The sequence below is a fragment of the uncultured Algimonas sp. genome (assembly GCF_947498175.1).
Taxonomy (GTDB): Bacteria; Pseudomonadota; Alphaproteobacteria; order Caulobacterales; family Maricaulaceae; genus Litorimonas.
In genome coordinates this window covers 161,085-176,501 of record NZ_CANMJB010000003.1, presented here as the reverse complement: position 1 = coordinate 176,501, position 15,417 = coordinate 161,085, and the positions used below count along the sequence as shown (strand labels likewise).

Sequence of the window (15,417 nt, the reverse complement as noted above, 5' to 3'; positions counted from 1 at the left end):
TTTAAAGTTGAGGAGGTAGTGGAGCCTGTGGATCTGGGGACGATCTTAAGGGTTCGGTAAGAAGTCTTAACGCCCCGCCTCCGGCCTGTGGATCTGGAAAGGACCTGTTATCCATTCCACAGCCTGTGTGTCCCGGTCCGGAACGCACGGCCATGCCCGGCCGGGGATAAGGAACGGTTCTGTGGACGAAATCCCGCCTCGCGCATTCATCCCCGTTATTCACGGGATTGTCCGTTAACGCGGTCCGGCCGTGCATGGAATCCGGGACGGACGCGATTCCATGCCCGACTCGACTCCCCGGTCCGGGGATGGATGCATGATCTGTGGACAGGGGCGGACAAGTGACGGTAGGACAGGCGTCGCTTCTGAACGAAAGGCCCGATCATCCGCTGCCGCCCGCTCGCCGGGCGATCGACATTATGGCCGACCGCAATCCCAACATCTCGACCTGCTTCCACGTCCATCTGGTCAGCGATTCGACCGGCGAGACGCTGGTCGCCATGATGAAGGCGTCCACGGCGCAGTTCCGCAACGCGACCGCGCTCGAACATCTGCACGCGCTGGTTCGCTCCGACGCCCAGATGGAGCGCACGCTGGACGCGATCGAGAACAAGCCGGGCGTCGTGATCTACACGCTGGTCGATCCGGAAAAGCGGCAGATGCTCGAGTCGTTCTGCGACCGGCTGCACATTCCGCACGTCTCCATCCTGGACCCGACGCTGGCCATGATGGGGCGCTATCTGGGCGTCACCACATCGTCGGAAGTCGGCGCGCAGCGCACGCTCGACAAGGCCTATTACGACCGCATCCGCGCGCTCGACTTCGCCATGGCCCATGATGACGGGCAGCAGATGGACGGGCTGGTCGATGCCGATATCGTGCTGCTGGGCATATCGCGCACGTCGAAGACGCCGACCTCGATCTATCTGGCCAATCGCGGGTTCAAGACCGGCAACATCCCGCTCGTGCCGGTGGAACCGCACGGCATCCGGCTGCCGCCGGTCGTGGACACGCTGGAAACGCCGCTGGTCGTCGGCCTGGTGGCGTCGCCCGACCGGATCGTGGAGATCCGCACGAACCGGCTGAAGAGCTACGATATCGCAAAGGGCCGGGCGGCGGGCCGGACCGACTATACGGATCAGGGCTCCGTGCGCGACGAGGTGCGCGAGGCCAAGCGCCAGTTCGCCAAGCGCGGCTTTCCGGTGATCGACGTGTCGCGCCGCTCAATCGAGGAAACCGCCGCACAGATCATCAATCTCTACAAGCTGCACCGGCCGGAACAGGCCGCCAAACGGAGGCTGGTATGACGGAGGCAACCCGCCTGATCCTGGCGTCCGGCTCCGCCATCCGGCGCGAGATCATGGACGGGGCGGGCCTCGACTTCGAGGTGATCGCCCGGCCCGTGGACGAAGCCGCGATCAAGGCGGCGATGCTGGGCGACGGCGCCCGCCCGCGCGACATCGCCGACGCGCTGGCCGAAGCCAAGGCGCTTCGCGTCTCCCGGCAGGAACCGGGCCTGGTCGTCGGGGCCGATCAGGTGATGGTGATGGACGGCACGCTGTTCGACAAGCCGGAGACCGCGGCCGCCGCGCGCGATCGGCTGCGGGCCATGCGCGGGCGCAGACACGAGCTGGTCGGCGCGGTCGTGGTCGCGCGGGGCGGTGCGCCCGTCTGGCGCCATGTGTCGGAAACCCGCCTGTGGATGCGCGACTTTTCAGACGCGTTCCTCGAAGACTATCTGGCGCGCGAAGGCGACCTTGTGACGAAAAGCGTCGGGGCGTACCGCTTCGAAGGGCCGGGCGCGCAATTGTTCGACCGCGTCGACGGCGATTTCTTCTCCATCCTGGGGTTGAGCCTGCTGCCCCTGCTGCACTATCTGCGCGATTGCGGCGCGATCCCGGCATGAGTGCGCCCGTCACCCGACTGGCGGGCGTGTGCGGCTGGCCGGTCCACCATTCCCTGTCGCCCACGCTGCATGCGCACTGGCTGCGCGAAGCGGGGCTGCGCGGCGCCTATGTGCCCTTCATGGTCAAGCCGTGGGAGGCTCGGTCCGCCTTCGCCTCCCTGAAACGCACGACCATCGCGGGCGTGAACGTGACCCTGCCGCTCAAGACCCAGGCCTTTAGCTCCGCGGACGAAGCGACCGAGGATGCCCGCCGCATCGGGGCGGCCAATTGCCTTTACGTCCGCGGCGGTCGGCTGATCGCCCACAATACGGACCTGGAAGGTTTCACCGCGCCCTTGCGCGCCCGGCGGTCCTATGCGGATCTGTCGGACATGACGGTGCTGGTCGTCGGCGCGGGCGGCGCGTCGCGCGCGGTCATTGCGGGACTGCTCGGCCTCGGCGTGCCGGAGATCATCCTGTGCAACCGCACGGACGCGACCGCCGAAGCCCTGGTCGCGCAGGTCGGCCTGCCGTCCTTCTACGCCTTGCCCTGGGCCAAGCGCGGGCTGGCCGTCAAACGCGCCGACCTGATCGTCAATGCCAGTTCGGCCGGCATGGCCGGCTATCCGGCGCTGGACCTTTCGCTGGTGCGGGCGCCGCGCGGCGCCCTGGTCTATGACCTGGTCTACACGCCCGAACGCACGCCGCTGCTGGCCGATGCGGCGGAAGCCGGGCTGGAGACGATCGGCGGGCTCGACATGCTGATCGGACAGGCCCGGCCCGCCTTCCACCTCTTCTACGGGCAGGCCGCCCCGGACACGGACCCGGCGCCCGTGCTGCGCGAGGCATTGCGGACCGGCACGCGCTGATGAAGACGATCGGATTGACGGGCTCGATCGGCATGGGCAAGTCGACCACGGCGGCCATGTTCGAGGCGCTTGGCGTGCCGGTCTTCGACGCCGACGCCGCCGTCCACGCGCTCTACGCGCCGGGCGGCCGCGCCGTGCCGCTGATCCGCGCGGTCTTCCCGGATGCGATCGGCCCGGACGGCGGTGTCGACCGCGCTCGGCTCGGCGAGCATATGCGCAGCGATCCGCTGAATCTCGACGTCCTGACCAGCTTCGTCCACCCTTGGGTCGCGGAGATGCGGCAGGAATTCGTTGCGCAAGCGGAACGAGACGGAGCCAAGGCCGCGCTGTTCGACGTCCCGCTCCTGTTCGAAACGGGCCTGGACGCGCAAGTCGACGCCACCGTCGTCGTCACCGCCCCGGCGGCGGTCCAGCGCGCCCGCGTCCTGTCCCGCCCCGGCATGACGACCGCACTGTTCGACAGCCTGCTCGCCCGCCAGATGCCGGATGCGGAAAAACGCGCCAGAGCGGACTATGTGATCGATACGTCCAAAGGCATGGAGGCGGCGCGGGAGCGGGTGGCGCAGGTGTTGAGTTGTATACTAGAGGATCAAAACGGCTCATGTATTTAGGGTGGTCATTTGGACCTGTCCTAAATTGTACTGCGATTTGTCGAATAGGCGCTACGGACATGAAAAACCGAGGTTTATGGGCGTTCTTCAGCAAGGCAGTCGTGATGCCTTCAGCGATCATAGCTCTTTCGTCGTGCGTACTTTTACAAGATGTTTATGACGACCAAAGAAGAGATGACTGTGAGCCAAGACCTGGTCCTACAAGACCGGAATGCTGAATACGCTATTCCCCTGGTAGTTATATATCTACCTTATCCTTTGTATGAAGAACTCGTAAATATGTCGGCACAAGCCTTGACTGTGTAGTTGTTTGTTGAAAACTTAAGTTGTGGCGTTTCTGCCATTTACCTTGGAGGCTGATATAATTGAGATTAAACATAAAGATTTTGCTCTTGTTTCTGGCGGATCGAAATCAAAAAAGGATAAAGAAGCTATTGAAAAGGTCCGTCGTATCCGCAGTCAAGAGTTGAGAGACTCTTTCGGTGATCGCAACAGTGGTGGCGGTCGTGGTCATGATGGCAGTTCCAGATACAAAGTCCGCCCCGCTATTGTCGGAGGACATCCTGGTATAAAGATTACTAAACCAAGCAAGACACGATAGTTACAACGATCTATCTAGACTAAACTGGCGGCTTGCAAGGCGAGCCGCCAGAATTGGAGGAAGATTGGATTTCTATAGATTAATCTCCACCGTCCTCTTGGGTGGCTTTGCCTTGGGAGCTGAGCCCGTCGGGAAAAGTAGAATTTTGCTGTCTCCGCAGAATATCGCTTCTACGACCTTTATTCCTATCGAAATATATTTGAACAAGTCCGGGCCGCTGATTTTCATGTTAGATAGCGGCTCCTATATGTCGTCGATCAGCCATAGCTTTGCGGAGAAGGCCGGCTATCTAGACAGCTCTGACAAGAAAACGAGTGTCCGTATAGAACAGATTGATGGGCCCGCTGAATTCGAACTTTCGAGGGAAGTTGCTTTAGAAGCGGAGTTCTCCAGTGACGTCGTTTCCACAAGATTGCTTGTCGAAAGTGGTGTCGACGATCATTTTCCGCCAAATGTCGTGGGGATTATAGGTCGTGACATTCTCGCAGGAACAAAACTAACAAACCATCCAGACAAAGGGATTTCGCTTGAAGAGGTTCTGCCGGGCGGCCAGTGCAATATCGCGAACAGGTCCGACCGTTGTGAAGAGCTCCGGAATAGCCATCCGATCATCGAAGGCGAATGGCTGGGTCATCAGACCGATTTCGTTCTCGATACGGGAGCTCTGGACGTAGATGATTCCATCATTCTTAAATCGCCTATCAGCGAACGTACATGGTATTCTGATGCGTCCCGGTTACCTATCAGATCCGACGAGCGTCTATCGAATTTGAGCTCGAGACAGTTACGCAGTTCTGCCGAGACCATTGGTGATTTATCGAATTGCTTGCTCCAGTCTTACATAAAGGATCCTGAGGACTCTTCTTCGTCCTACGATAAAAGCACGATTCTCTTGGGTTTTGAATTTCTCAAGCATGTAGCGTTTACAATGGATTTTTCCACTCAGAGCATGAAGTTTGAGAAAGCGGATTGTCCCGAATTTGCCAGAGATACGTCCGGTATCATCCATTTCAATGTCGAGCCGGACGCCCCCAAGAAAATCTTCATCCAACACGTCGACATCGGCTCTCCATCCTGGATGTCCGGCGTTCGATCAGGCGATACCATCGTTGGTGTCGAAGATGCGGAAGGCCGATATTGGACGCATTTCGATAGTGAATTCTTCGAAGCGGCGGAAAACCATTTTGCCGCACCTGCGGGGAATAAAATACTTCTCTACATATTGCGAAACGGTGAAATTATTGAGCGTGAATTCATAAGCGATGATTATATGAAAATCTGATCGTTTGAACTGCGACTTTTTCTGACTAGGTTACTCCAATGAGGCCTTTCCAACCAGACCACAGAGCCTTCGTCTTCCCCACAGGCCATTCGTCCGAACCGTTCGGTCATCCGCCACACAATCTCTAGATTCGCCCCATGCCTCCTTGTGCGAAACCGTGCTCAATGTAGACATTGCCGGAGGCGACAACCAAGGGGCGGAGCGGAAAACTATTTGGCGACCCTATGCGCGCCACCGCAAGCGTACAGCCGCGCGCAAAGCGGGTCCGTTCGGATGTCGAGTCGATGACTCGCAGCTCTGCACGCATGGCCTCAATCCAATCGGCGCGATCCGCATCGATCATCCATTCGGCCAACCGCATCCAGCTTTCGGCCCGAAACATCACGCATTCCCCAACCGGGCCGTTGCGGCCCGCTTCGGCGCGGCCTCCGCGAGCAGGTCCCGCCTAAGGGCCTGACCATTCGGCGTGAGGCGGTAGACGTGACGGGCTGGACGACCGGGTGCGGAAGATGCCTCCCACTCGGAGGCGACCAGGCCTGCATCCGACAGACGCATGAGGATGGGATAGAGCGTGCCAGATCTCAGTCCCGTCTGCCTCATCAGGGCATAGCCATGCGCGGGCGCGTCGTTCAACACATCGAGAATGGAGCGCGTGGCGCGCGAAGGTGTCCGGGACCGTGCCATGGGTTAAATCTACATATGTAGAGTTTGGAGCCAATATCCGATGCGCCACCGGTTCGCGCCCTTCCTGGGTCTTTTCTCCACAGCCCGAATCGGGTTCGGGTCTCTGGCAATTTTGTCTCCTTTCACTAGATTCGCCCCATGCCCCCCTTGCGCGAAATCGTGTTCGATACGGAGACCACCGGGTTCGACAGCCAGGGGGCGGACCGGATTACGGAACTGGGCTGTATCGAGCTGGTCGACTGGTTGCCGACGGGCGAGCAGTTCCATGCCTTCATCGATCCCGAACGCGACGTGCCGGACAAGGTGGTGGAGATCACCGGGCTGACGACGGAATTCCTGCGCGGGAAGCCGAAATTCGCCGATCGCGCCGACGCGTTTCTCGACTTCATCGGCGACGCGCCGCTGGTCGCGCACAATGCGAAATTCGACATGGGCTTCATCAATGCGGAGCTGCGGCGGATCGGACGCGCGGAGATCCCGGAACGCCGCTTCATCGACACGCTGGCCATGGCCAACGCCGCCTTCCCGGGCAGTCCGGCGTCGCTCGACGCGCTCTGCAAGCGTTTCGACGTCAGCCTGTCGGGCCGCGACAAGCACGGCGCCATCATCGACTCCGAACTGCTGGCGCGCGTCTATCTGGAGCTGCGCGGCGGGCGCGAACGCTCGCTGGCCCTGGAACCGGACAGCGACGCGACGCCGGCCTCGCGCACCGGGGCCTATGCGGCGCCGGCCCGGCCCGAACCGCTCCCGCCCGCCCTGACGGAGGACGAAAAGGCGGCGCATGCGGCCTTCATCGCCGATATGGGCGGATCGGATCTGTGGGACCGGGTGTTGCGGCGGATGGACGGGCTGCGCTGAGCCCTGCGGGGCCGCGCGTCCCGGTTCAGCGTTCCAGTTTCGGATAGAGCCGCCGCAAGGTCTGCAGCAGCGTGTCGCCGGTCACGGGTTTTCGCAGGACGCGGTCCTCGGAATCGATGAATTCGACATGGTCCTTGTTGTAGGCCGTGATGAAGACGTAAGGGATGTCGCGGTCCTTGAGGATTTCCACGACCGGCTTCGACGTTTTCCCGGATCCGAGATTGACGTCGAGGAAAGCGATATCGATGTCCTGTTCCTTCGCGGTCTTCTTGGCGTGGTCGAGATGGATGCTGGGGCCGACGACCTCGAAACCGAGATCTTCGAGAATGTCCGCCATTTCGAAGGCGACGATCACTTCGTCCTCGACGATGAAGATGCGTTGGGGTCGGTCGGTCATGTCGCGTCTTCCGTTTTGGTATCGGTCGTATCGGTATAGGGCGTATCGGTGTCTGGCGTATCGGAGTCTGGTGCGGGGGGTCCGGGGTCCGGCATGTCGAGCGTCCAGACCAGACCGGTCGGCCGGTAGTCGGCGTGGGCCTCGCCGCCGGTCTCCAGAGCGACCGCCTGGCCGGTCAGGAACGACCCGAAGCCGGTGTCTTCGGAAACAACAGGTGGCGGCCCCCCGTGTTCCGTCCATTCGAAGATCAGCCGCGTTTCGTCCGCATCCGGTCCGCTCTCCGTGTCTCCCCGCCTCTCTCTCCGGGCGATGCGCCAATCCAGCGTGACCGTTCCGCCCGGCACGGACAGGGCGCCGTATTTGACCGCATTGGTGGCCAGTTCGTAGAACGCCATGGACAGGGACAGGCTCTGGCGCGACGGCAGGCTGACGACGGGACCGCTCAGCCGGATATGGCCGTCGCCGATGCGCTCCAGCATGTCGGCGGCGATGTCGCGGATCGTCAGCCTGTCCCACGACCCTTCGACCAGCTTGCCATGGGCGGCGGCATAGGCGTCCAGGCGACCGTCGATCGCGGCGCGCAGCGGCTGCGGCGAGCCGGACTTGCGCAAGGACTGGCCGACGATCGACTTGACCACGCTGAAGGCGTTCTTCACCCGGTGGTCGAGCTCGCCGATCAGGATCCTCTGCGTGTCCTGCAGGCGGCGCTCGCGGTCGATGTCGAGCAGCGCCACGGCGGCGCCGATGCGTTCGCCCCGGTCGTCGAGAACCGGTTGGCCGATGAGGCGCATCCAGAACCGGGTGCCGTCGCCGCGCTGGTAATGGACGTCCAGCTCGGACCGGTCCTCGCCGTCGCGCAGAACGCGCGATAGCGGATATTCGTGGCTTTCGACCTGGCGACCGTCTTCGTGGAACGAGACCCACTCGGCGTAACCGTCCACATCCTTGGAATAGAGGACGGGATGGCCGAGCATCGCCTCGACCTGGCTGTTGCCGTGCAGGATCTGTCCGGCCTGGTCGGCGATCACCACGCCGACCGGCACGGTCTCCATCACGACTTCCAGCAGGCTCAACCGGCGGGCGGTCTGGCGGGCGGCGTCGGCGGCGGCCTCCATGTGGCGGCCCTGGGCGGCGAGCCGGTCCTGCAGGCGGACGATCTCTTCTCGCAGTTCGCTTTCAGTCCTGTCCGGCATGGCGCAATCCGTGAATGGGAAAAGTCCGGGCATAGAGCGTGACGGCGCGATTGGAAGCGCTTTCCGGGCATGACGTCATCAGGAGATGCCGAGCCGTTTCAGGAAAGTCTCGAGTTGATCCAAGTCTTTGTATTTAAACCGGATTTCTCCGCCCTTGGCTTTGTGCCGGATGTCGGCCGCATAGCCGGTGAGGTCGCCGATCTTGCGTTCCAGCGCGACGATGTCGGCCGGTTTCGCCCCCTTGCGGGCCGGCACCTCCTGCGGCGCCTTTTCCGCCCGGACCCAGCGTTCGGCGTCCCGGACGCTGAGGTCGTTCTTGACGATGGCTTCGGCGAGGGCGTCGGGGTCTTCGGCGGCCAGAAGCGCGCGGGCATGGCCGGCCGTGATCTTGCCGTCGAGCAGCAGCTCGCGCGCGCGTTCGCTCAACCCCGTCAGGCGCACCGTGTTGGCCACATGGACGCGGCTCTTGCCAATGGTGGTCGCGATCTCGGCCTGGGTGCGGCCGAATTCGTTGATGAGCTGTTCGTAGGCGAGCGCCTCTTCCAGCGGGTTGAGGTCCGCGCGCTGCACGTTTTCCACGACGCCGATCTCCAGCACGTCGCGGTCGGACAGCTCGCGCACGATGATCGGCACCGAGGTCAGCCCGGCCTTCAGCGCCGCGCGCCAGCGGCGTTCTCCGGCGACGATCTGGTAGTCGGCGCCGTCACGGTCGCCGGCGTCCGCGTCTATCCTCCGCACGAGGATGGGCTGGAGGATGCCCTTCTGCTGGATGGAGGCGATCAGATCGTCCAGCTGGGCGGTCGCGAAACGCTTGCGCGGTTGGGCCGTGTTGCGGACCAGGCGCGAAATGGCGACGTTGCGCACGCCGGGCTGCTCGCGCGGGGCGTCTTCGTCCCTGGGCGGATCGACGAGAGCGCTCGTCTTGTCGCCGGGCGGATCGATCGGATAGTTCATGGCAATGCCCAAGCCCTTGATTTCCAAAGGTCTTTCATCGACATCGCCCTGCGTCTGGGCGGTGTTTGCGTCCTGCAGACCGGCGTCGTTCATCAGGGCCGACAGACCGCGGCCCAATCCTTTCCTGCGGGCCGGACCCGTCTTGCGATTCGGTCCCGTCTTGTGTTCCGTCCCCTGTTTCCGGTCCGACATGGGGCTCTCCTTCTACTTCTTGCGCGCCGCATGCTTGCGCAGGATTTCCCGCGCGAGACGGCGATAGGCCTTGGCGCCCTGGCTGGCGGGTTCGTAAGTCGTGACCGGCTCAGCGAAGCTGGGGGCTTCGGCGATGCGGACATTGCGCGGGATGACCGTGTCGAACACGGCGCGGCCGAGATGGCGGCGGACATCGTCGGCCACTTGCGCGGACAGACGGTTGCGCTTGTCATACATGGTCAGCACCACGCCATCGATGGCCAGTTTCGTATTGATCCCGGCCTTGGCCATCTCGACCGTCTTGAGCAGCTGCGACAGCCCTTCGAGCGCGAAGAACTCGCATTGCAGCGGCACGATGATCGACCGGGCGACGGCGAGCGCGTTCAGCGTCAGCAGGTTCAGCGAGGGCGGGCAATCGATTAGGACATAGTCGAAGCCCGACTCGGCCGCCTCGACCGCCTGCGACAGGATGCGCGTGCGGCCTTCGCTGGACCCGATCTCCATTTCCGCCGCGGCCAGATCCGGATGGCTCGGCAGTATATAAAGTCCGCGAACGCGCGTCGGCCGGATGGCCTCGTCCAGCGGCATTGTCTCGGTCAGCACGTGATAGGAGGATTTGGAGCGGTTGTCGCGCGGTACGCCCAAACCCGTCGAGGCATTGCCTTGCGGATCCATGTCGATCAGCAGGACACGCTGATCGAGTTCGGCCAGAGAGGCGGACAGGTTGATCGCCGTGGTCGTTTTTCCGACGCCGCCTTTCTGGTTGACGACGGCCATGATCCGTTTGGGTGTCACGAAAGCAGTTCCCGGTCTGGAAGTTCAGGTCTCAGAGCTCCGGAATGCGCGCGATCGGTAACGATGTCTATATGGGGATGCGGTGTATAACGATTGTTTCACGTGAAACATTCACACGATGTTTCACGTGAAACACTCATGCCGTTCCAAATTTTCGATGATGAGGAGCGATGCCGTCGGATCCGTCAGGCTTTGCACTGACCGCATGTTGAAGGCCCAATCCCGTTGCGCCTGTTTGACTTCATTGGCGAAATGCGCGCCTTTCAGCAAAACCAACCTGCCGTTTCCGGCCATATGGCGCTTTGCCATCGGCAACATCCGATGGAGCGGGGCGAACGCCCGCGCCGTGATGACATCAGCGTCGAGCGGATCGAGCGCCTCGATCCGGTCGGAACAGACGGTGACGGGAAGATGTGTTTCACGTGAAACACTCTTCAAAAAGCTGGCTTTCTTTCCAGCCGACTCGATCAGCCAGACATGCTGGTCCCGGCCATTATGCTTGGCGTCTATCGCGACGGACAGGCCTGGAAATCCGGCGCCCGAACCGAAATCGACGATCTTTTCGGCGAGGTCCGGAATGTGCGGAACGATCTGCGCCGAATCGAGCGCGTGACGGTTCCAGAACGATTCCAGCGAATTCGGCGCGACCAGATTGATCCGCGCATTCCATTTGCAAAGCCTCTGGTGCCAGAGGCGGTAATCCTGAAGGCTGTCGGGATGGATCGGCGCCTGTTCGGCAAACTGTTCAGGCGTCACGGCTCAGGCGGCTTTCGATTTTCGAACATAAGCCATGACCGCCATCAGCGCTCCGGGCGTAACGCCCTCCAGGCGCGACGCCTGGCCGAGTGTCGCGGGACGCGCCGCTTCCAACTTCTCGCGGACTTCATTCGATAACCCGCCAACGCTTCCGTAATCGAGTCCGTCGGGCAAGCGCAATCCTTCGTCGCGGCGAAAAGCGTCGATGTCGGCCTGCTGGCGGTCCAGATAGCCGGCATAGGTCGCATGGATCTCGGCGAACGCCTTCGAGCGTTCCGACAGAGCTCGGAGGCCCGGGAAAAGGGGGAGCAGGTCCTCCATCGCAATGTCCGGATAGGCGAGCAGATCCTTCACCGAACGGGGTTGGCCGTCCTGGTTCACGACCAGCCCGGACGCTTTCAACTCGGTCGGCGACTTGGACAGCGACCCGATCAAGGCTTTGGTCTGTTCGAACTCCGTCTGTTTCACGTGAAACATCTCGGCGCGGGCCTTCGTGATCATGCCGAGATCGCCGGCGATCGGGGTCAGACGCATATCCGCATTGTCGGACCGAAGATGCAGGCGATATTCGGCCCGGCTCGTGAACATGCGGTAGGGCTCGGTCACGCCTTTCGTGACCAAGTCGTCGATCATCACGCCGATATAGGCCTCGCTGCGATCCAGCAGAAGCGGGTCGCGGCCCTGCGCGGACAGGGCCGCGTTTGCGCCCGCGATCAGCCCTTGGGCGGCCGCTTCCTCGTAACCGGTCGTGCCGTTGATCTGCCCCGCCAGATAGAGCCTCGGCAGCGCTTTGGTTTCCAGCGTGGGGCGCAATTCGCGCGGATCTACATAGTCATATTCGATGGCGTAACCATAGCGTTTGACCCGGACGGATTCCAATCCGCGGATCGTGCGCAGGAACGCATCCTGCACATCCTCCGGCAAGGACGAACTAATCCCGTTCGGATAGACCGTGTCGCCGTCCGGATGGCCGGGCAGGCCTTCCGGTTCTAGGAAGATCTGGTGCCGGTCGCGGTCGGCGAAGCGCACGACCTTGTCCTCGATGGAGGGGCAGTAACGCGGGCCTTTCCCGGCGATAGACCCCCCGTAAACCGCTGATTTCCCTATGTTCTTCTCGATGACGGCGTGGGTGCGCGCATTGGTGTGCGTGATCGCGCAGGCGATCTGCGGAACCGTGATCGCGTCCGTCATGAAACTGAACGGCACCGGATGCGCGTCCGCTTGCTGCAGGTCCAGCGCGTCCCAATCGATGGAGGATTTCTCCAGCCGCGCGGGCGTGCCGGTCTTCAGCCGCCCCATTCGCAGACCCATGCCGTAGAGCCGCTCCGACAGACCGTCGGCCGGGGCCTCGCCCCAGCGTCCGGCCGGTGTGCGCCGGTCGCCGACATGGATCACGCCCTTCAGGAACGTGCCGGTCGTCAGCACGACCCGCGTGGCGAGGAATTCGCGCCCGTCCTCGGTGAGCACGCCCGCCAGACGCCCGTCCACCACGATCAGGTCGCGCACGGCGCCTTCCTCGATGCTCAGCCCGTCCTGGGCCGCCATCTCCGCCTGCATGGCGTTGCGGTAGAGCCAGCGGTCGCTCTGCGTGCGCGGCCCGCGCACGGCCGGACCCTTGGACCGGTTGAGCAGGCGGAACTGGATGCCCGACGCGTCGGCCACCCGGCCCATCACTCCGCCCAGCGCGTCGATCTCGCGCACCAGATGGCCCTTGCCGAGCCCGCCGATCGCCGGATTGCAGCTCATCTCGCCGATGGTCGCGGCGCGGTGGGTCAGCAGCAGCGTCTCCGCCCCCAGCCGCGCGGCCGCGCTGGCCGCGTCGCAACCCGCATGCCCCCCGCCGATGATGATGACGTCGTAAGCCTTCATGGGCGGGATATAGGCGGAGTGCGGCGCCAGGGAAAGCCGGGCGTTCAGGGAAGGACAGGGCTTGACCGGACCTGTTTCAAAAAGAAGCCGTTCCCGGCCATGAGTGCCGGAGACGATCGCTCATGAAGCCTTAGGCTGGACGAAGCACCGCGACGGAGAAAGCCTCGTCCGGATCCGAATGCAGCGCCTCGACGGACCACCCGGCGCGCGCGCAGAGCGCTTTCATCCGCTCCGGCGTGAATTTGCGTGAATCCTCCGTGTGGATCGTCTCGCCCGGCGAGAAGTCGAAAGTCTGCCCGCCGACGCGCACCGTTTGCGCGCGATGGGCGACCAGATGCATCTCCACGCGCGAGGCCGCGTCGTTCCAGCGGGCCTCGTGATCGAAGCCCGACAGGTCGAAATCCCCGTCCAGCTCCCGGTTGATCCGGCGCAACAGGTTGAGATTGAAATCCGCGGTCACGCCTTGGGCGTCGTCATAGGCCGGTAGCAGGACCGAGAGCGGCTTGACCCGGTCGAAGCCGAGAATGAAGCGCCCGTCCGCGCCTAGCATGCGCCGGGCCTGACGTAGGAAGCGGTCGATATCCGCGTCCGACAGATTGCCGACGGTCGATCCGGGGAAGAAGCCGACCCGCCGCCCGGCCGGATCCGAAAGAGGCGGCAAGGCGATCTCGGACAGGAAGTCCGCCACGACCGGGCGGACCTCCAATATGGGATAGTCCGCCCGCAACCGGTCCGCCGTCTCCAGCAGGAAACCCTCGGACACGTCGATCGGCACATAGGCCCGCAGGTCTTTCGCCGCGTCCAGCAGGATGCGCGTCTTGACCGACGCTCCGGCGCCGTATTCGACCAGCACGGCGTCCGGCCCCATCATGGCGGCGAGGTCCGGGGCGACCCGCTCCAGGATCGCGGTCTCGGTCCGGGTGAGGTAGTATTCCGGCAGGGCGGTGATGCGCTCGAACAGGGCCGAGCCGCGCGCATCGTAGAACCAGCGGCAAGGCAGCGACTTCTGCGGCTGCGACAGGCCGGACAGCACATCGTCCAGAAACGCGTTCGGAAAGTCGTCCTGCGACGGGGCAGGCGCGGAAGCTCGGGTCATGGTCGAAGGGTCCGTGCGATGTATTCAGAGGTCGCGGGCGAGGCGCAGGCCGGAGAACTGCCAGCGTTTGTCGGGATGGAAGAAATTGCGGTAGGTCGCGCGGACATGGCCGTCCGGCGTGACGCAGGATCCGCCGCGCAGCACGCTCTGCCCGCTCATGAACTTGCCGTTATATTCGCCCACGGCGCCGTCCGCGGCGCGGAAACCCGGATAGGGCACGAAGGGGCTGGCCGTCCATTCCCAGACATCGCCGAACAGGCCGCGCGGGCCTGCGCCTTTTTGCGGCAAGGGGCGCAAGGCGTCCGAACCGAGCGTGTTGCCGGTCGGCGCCTGCGAGCGGGCGGCGTGTTCCCACTCGAACTCCGTCGGCAGGCGCGCCCCGTCCCGGGTCCTGGCGGCCCAGCTGGCGAAGGCATCGGCCTCGTAGAAACTGACATGGCAGACCGGCGCGTCCATCGGCACGGGCCGCAGTCCGTAAAGCGTCATGCTGTGCCAGACGCCGTTGAGCCGTTCCCAATAGAGCGGGGCGGACCAGCCTTGCTGTTGAACCACCGCCCAGCCGTCGGACAGCCAATGGCGCGGCGTGTCGTACCCGCCATCGTCCATGAAATCCCGCCATTCGCCATTCGTCACGGCGCGGTCCGCCAAGGCGAAGGGCCGCAGCAGCACCTCATGCGCCGGGCCTTCCGAGTCGAAGGCGAAGCCGGCTCCGTCATGGCCGACACGGACGATGCCGGGCGCCTCGAAGGCCGTCCAGCCGAGCGGGTCGACCGCTCCCACCGGATCGTCCTTCACGGCTTCGCGGTAGGTGGGGCGGAGCGGGTTGCGCGAGAACAAGTGCAGCAGGTCCGTCAGCAGCAATTCCTGGTGCTGCTGTTCGTGCGACAGGCCGAGCGTGACGAGGGCCCGGGCCGCTTCGGCCGCACCCTCCAGCGCCTCGGCCATGCGCGCATCGACATGGGCGCGGTAGGCCAGCACATGGTCGAGGGCGGGCCGCGTCAGCAGGCCGCGCTCGGCGCGCAAGTGCCGCTCGCCGACCGCGTCGTAATAGGAATTGAACAGGTACTGGAAGGCCGGGTCGAACCGCTCGCCCTGTCCCAGCGCGCCGCACAGCACGAACTCCTCGAAGAACCAGCTCGTATGCGCCAGATGCCATTTGGCGGGGCTGGCGTCCGGCATGCTCTGCGCCGTGCAATCGGCGTCCGACAGCCCGTCCGCCAGCCGGACGGACGTGTCGCGGACGGCCGCATAGCGCTCGGCCAATGAGGATCCGTCATCCGGCCGATCGCCGGACTCCGCCTGCAGATCGCAATCGGGAAGTCTGTCCGGCACGGCATCCATGATGGCCCGACCCTATCAAGTCGCCCTGCAATTA

General features: G+C 63.4%; 17 protein-coding genes. 7 read left to right on the top strand and 10 right to left on the bottom strand.

Annotation, left to right across the window (positions count from 1 at the left end; all coding sequences use genetic code 11):
• The first annotated feature begins 341 nt into the window (after positions 1–341).
• The 6 genes from Q0718_RS05680 to Q0718_RS05655 all read left to right on the top strand — a co-directional run bounded on the left by Q0718_RS05680 (position 342) and on the right by Q0718_RS05655 (position 5,248).
• The gene (locus tag Q0718_RS05680; protein WP_298914789.1) at positions 342–1,307 is read left to right on the top strand and encodes a pyruvate, water dikinase regulatory protein; all 966 of its coding nucleotides are present in this window, start codon (positions 342–344) and stop codon (positions 1,305–1,307) included.
• Complete coding sequence (locus Q0718_RS05675) at positions 1,304–1,906, top strand: Maf family protein (protein ID WP_298914786.1); 603 nt, start codon at positions 1,304–1,306, stop codon at positions 1,904–1,906. Before Q0718_RS05680 ends, Q0718_RS05675 begins: the two co-directional genes overlap by 4 nt.
• Positions 1,903–2,754: a shikimate dehydrogenase gene (locus Q0718_RS05670; protein WP_298914783.1), complete on the top strand. Its 852-nt coding sequence runs from the start codon at positions 1,903–1,905 to the stop codon at positions 2,752–2,754. The genes Q0718_RS05675 and Q0718_RS05670 overlap by 4 nt, the downstream gene beginning before the upstream one ends.
• A complete protein-coding gene (coaE, locus tag Q0718_RS05665; RefSeq protein ID WP_298914781.1) occupies positions 2,754–3,365 on the top strand; it encodes a dephospho-CoA kinase in 612 nt (203 codons plus the stop codon). The genes Q0718_RS05670 and coaE overlap by 1 nt, the downstream gene beginning before the upstream one ends.
• Before the next feature lie 328 nt (positions 3,366–3,693).
• Positions 3,694–3,966, top strand: a complete 273-nt coding sequence (locus Q0718_RS05660; protein WP_298914776.1) for a hypothetical protein — start codon at positions 3,694–3,696, stop codon at positions 3,964–3,966.
• A gap of 64 nt (positions 3,967–4,030) precedes the next feature.
• Positions 4,031–5,248, top strand: coding sequence for a hypothetical protein (locus tag Q0718_RS05655; RefSeq protein WP_298914773.1), 1,218 nt, complete (start codon positions 4,031–4,033; stop codon positions 5,246–5,248).
• A gap of 124 nt (positions 5,249–5,372) precedes the next feature.
• Here Q0718_RS05655 and Q0718_RS05650 read toward each other — a convergent pair whose 3' ends face one another.
• Together Q0718_RS05650 and Q0718_RS05645 are read right to left on the bottom strand one after the other, a co-directional pair.
• Positions 5,373–5,633 carry a hypothetical protein gene (locus Q0718_RS05650; RefSeq protein WP_298914770.1) on the bottom strand — a complete coding sequence of 87 codons (261 nt, stop codon included), beginning with the start codon at positions 5,631–5,633 and terminating at the stop codon, positions 5,373–5,375.
• The gene (locus Q0718_RS05645; RefSeq protein ID WP_298914768.1) at positions 5,630–5,932 is read right to left on the bottom strand and encodes a PadR family transcriptional regulator; all 303 of its coding nucleotides are present in this window, start codon (positions 5,930–5,932) and stop codon (positions 5,630–5,632) included. The genes Q0718_RS05650 and Q0718_RS05645 overlap by 4 nt, the downstream gene beginning before the upstream one ends.
• Before the next feature lie 138 nt (positions 5,933–6,070).
• On the opposite strand from Q0718_RS05645, the gene dnaQ reads away from it, so the two are divergent.
• Positions 6,071–6,790 carry a DNA polymerase III subunit epsilon gene (gene dnaQ / locus Q0718_RS05640; RefSeq protein WP_298914765.1) on the top strand — a complete coding sequence of 240 codons (720 nt, stop codon included), beginning with the start codon at positions 6,071–6,073 and terminating at the stop codon, positions 6,788–6,790.
• A gap of 25 nt (positions 6,791–6,815) precedes the next feature.
• Here the strand turns inward: dnaQ and Q0718_RS05635 are convergent, their stop codons facing one another.
• The 8 genes from Q0718_RS05635 to egtB all read right to left on the bottom strand — a co-directional run bounded on the left by Q0718_RS05635 (position 6,816) and on the right by egtB (position 15,305).
• Positions 6,816–7,187 carry a response regulator gene (locus Q0718_RS05635; protein WP_298914762.1) on the bottom strand — a complete coding sequence of 124 codons (372 nt, stop codon included), beginning with the start codon at positions 7,185–7,187 and terminating at the stop codon, positions 6,816–6,818.
• Positions 7,184–8,380: an HWE histidine kinase domain-containing protein gene (locus tag Q0718_RS05630; protein ID WP_298914759.1), complete on the bottom strand. Its 1,197-nt coding sequence runs from the start codon at positions 8,378–8,380 to the stop codon at positions 7,184–7,186. The genes Q0718_RS05635 and Q0718_RS05630 overlap by 4 nt, the downstream gene beginning before the upstream one ends.
• A 78-nt stretch (positions 8,381–8,458) precedes the next feature.
• Positions 8,459–9,526 carry a ParB/RepB/Spo0J family partition protein gene (locus tag Q0718_RS05625; RefSeq protein WP_298914756.1) on the bottom strand — a complete coding sequence of 356 codons (1,068 nt, stop codon included), beginning with the start codon at positions 9,524–9,526 and terminating at the stop codon, positions 8,459–8,461.
• 12 nt (positions 9,527–9,538) lie between these two features.
• The gene (locus Q0718_RS05620; RefSeq protein WP_366523836.1) at positions 9,539–10,303 is read right to left on the bottom strand and encodes a ParA family protein; all 765 of its coding nucleotides are present in this window, start codon (positions 10,301–10,303) and stop codon (positions 9,539–9,541) included.
• 141 nt (positions 10,304–10,444) lie between these two features.
• Positions 10,445–11,077, bottom strand: a complete 633-nt coding sequence (gene rsmG, locus Q0718_RS05615; RefSeq protein ID WP_298914750.1) for a 16S rRNA (guanine(527)-N(7))-methyltransferase RsmG — start codon at positions 11,075–11,077, stop codon at positions 10,445–10,447.
• A gap of 3 nt (positions 11,078–11,080) precedes the next feature.
• Positions 11,081–12,946 (bottom strand): tRNA uridine-5-carboxymethylaminomethyl(34) synthesis enzyme MnmG, encoded by a 1,866-nt coding sequence (mnmG, locus tag Q0718_RS05610; RefSeq protein ID WP_298914747.1) that lies wholly within the window; start codon positions 12,944–12,946, stop codon positions 11,081–11,083.
• Between the two features lie 130 nt (positions 12,947–13,076).
• The gene (gene egtD / locus Q0718_RS05605; protein ID WP_298914744.1) at positions 13,077–14,042 is read right to left on the bottom strand and encodes an L-histidine N(alpha)-methyltransferase; all 966 of its coding nucleotides are present in this window, start codon (positions 14,040–14,042) and stop codon (positions 13,077–13,079) included.
• Positions 14,043–14,066: 24 nt separating this feature from the next.
• The gene (egtB, locus tag Q0718_RS05600; RefSeq protein ID WP_366523835.1) at positions 14,067–15,305 is read right to left on the bottom strand and encodes an ergothioneine biosynthesis protein EgtB; all 1,239 of its coding nucleotides are present in this window, start codon (positions 15,303–15,305) and stop codon (positions 14,067–14,069) included.
• Positions 15,306–15,417 lie beyond the last annotated feature (112 nt).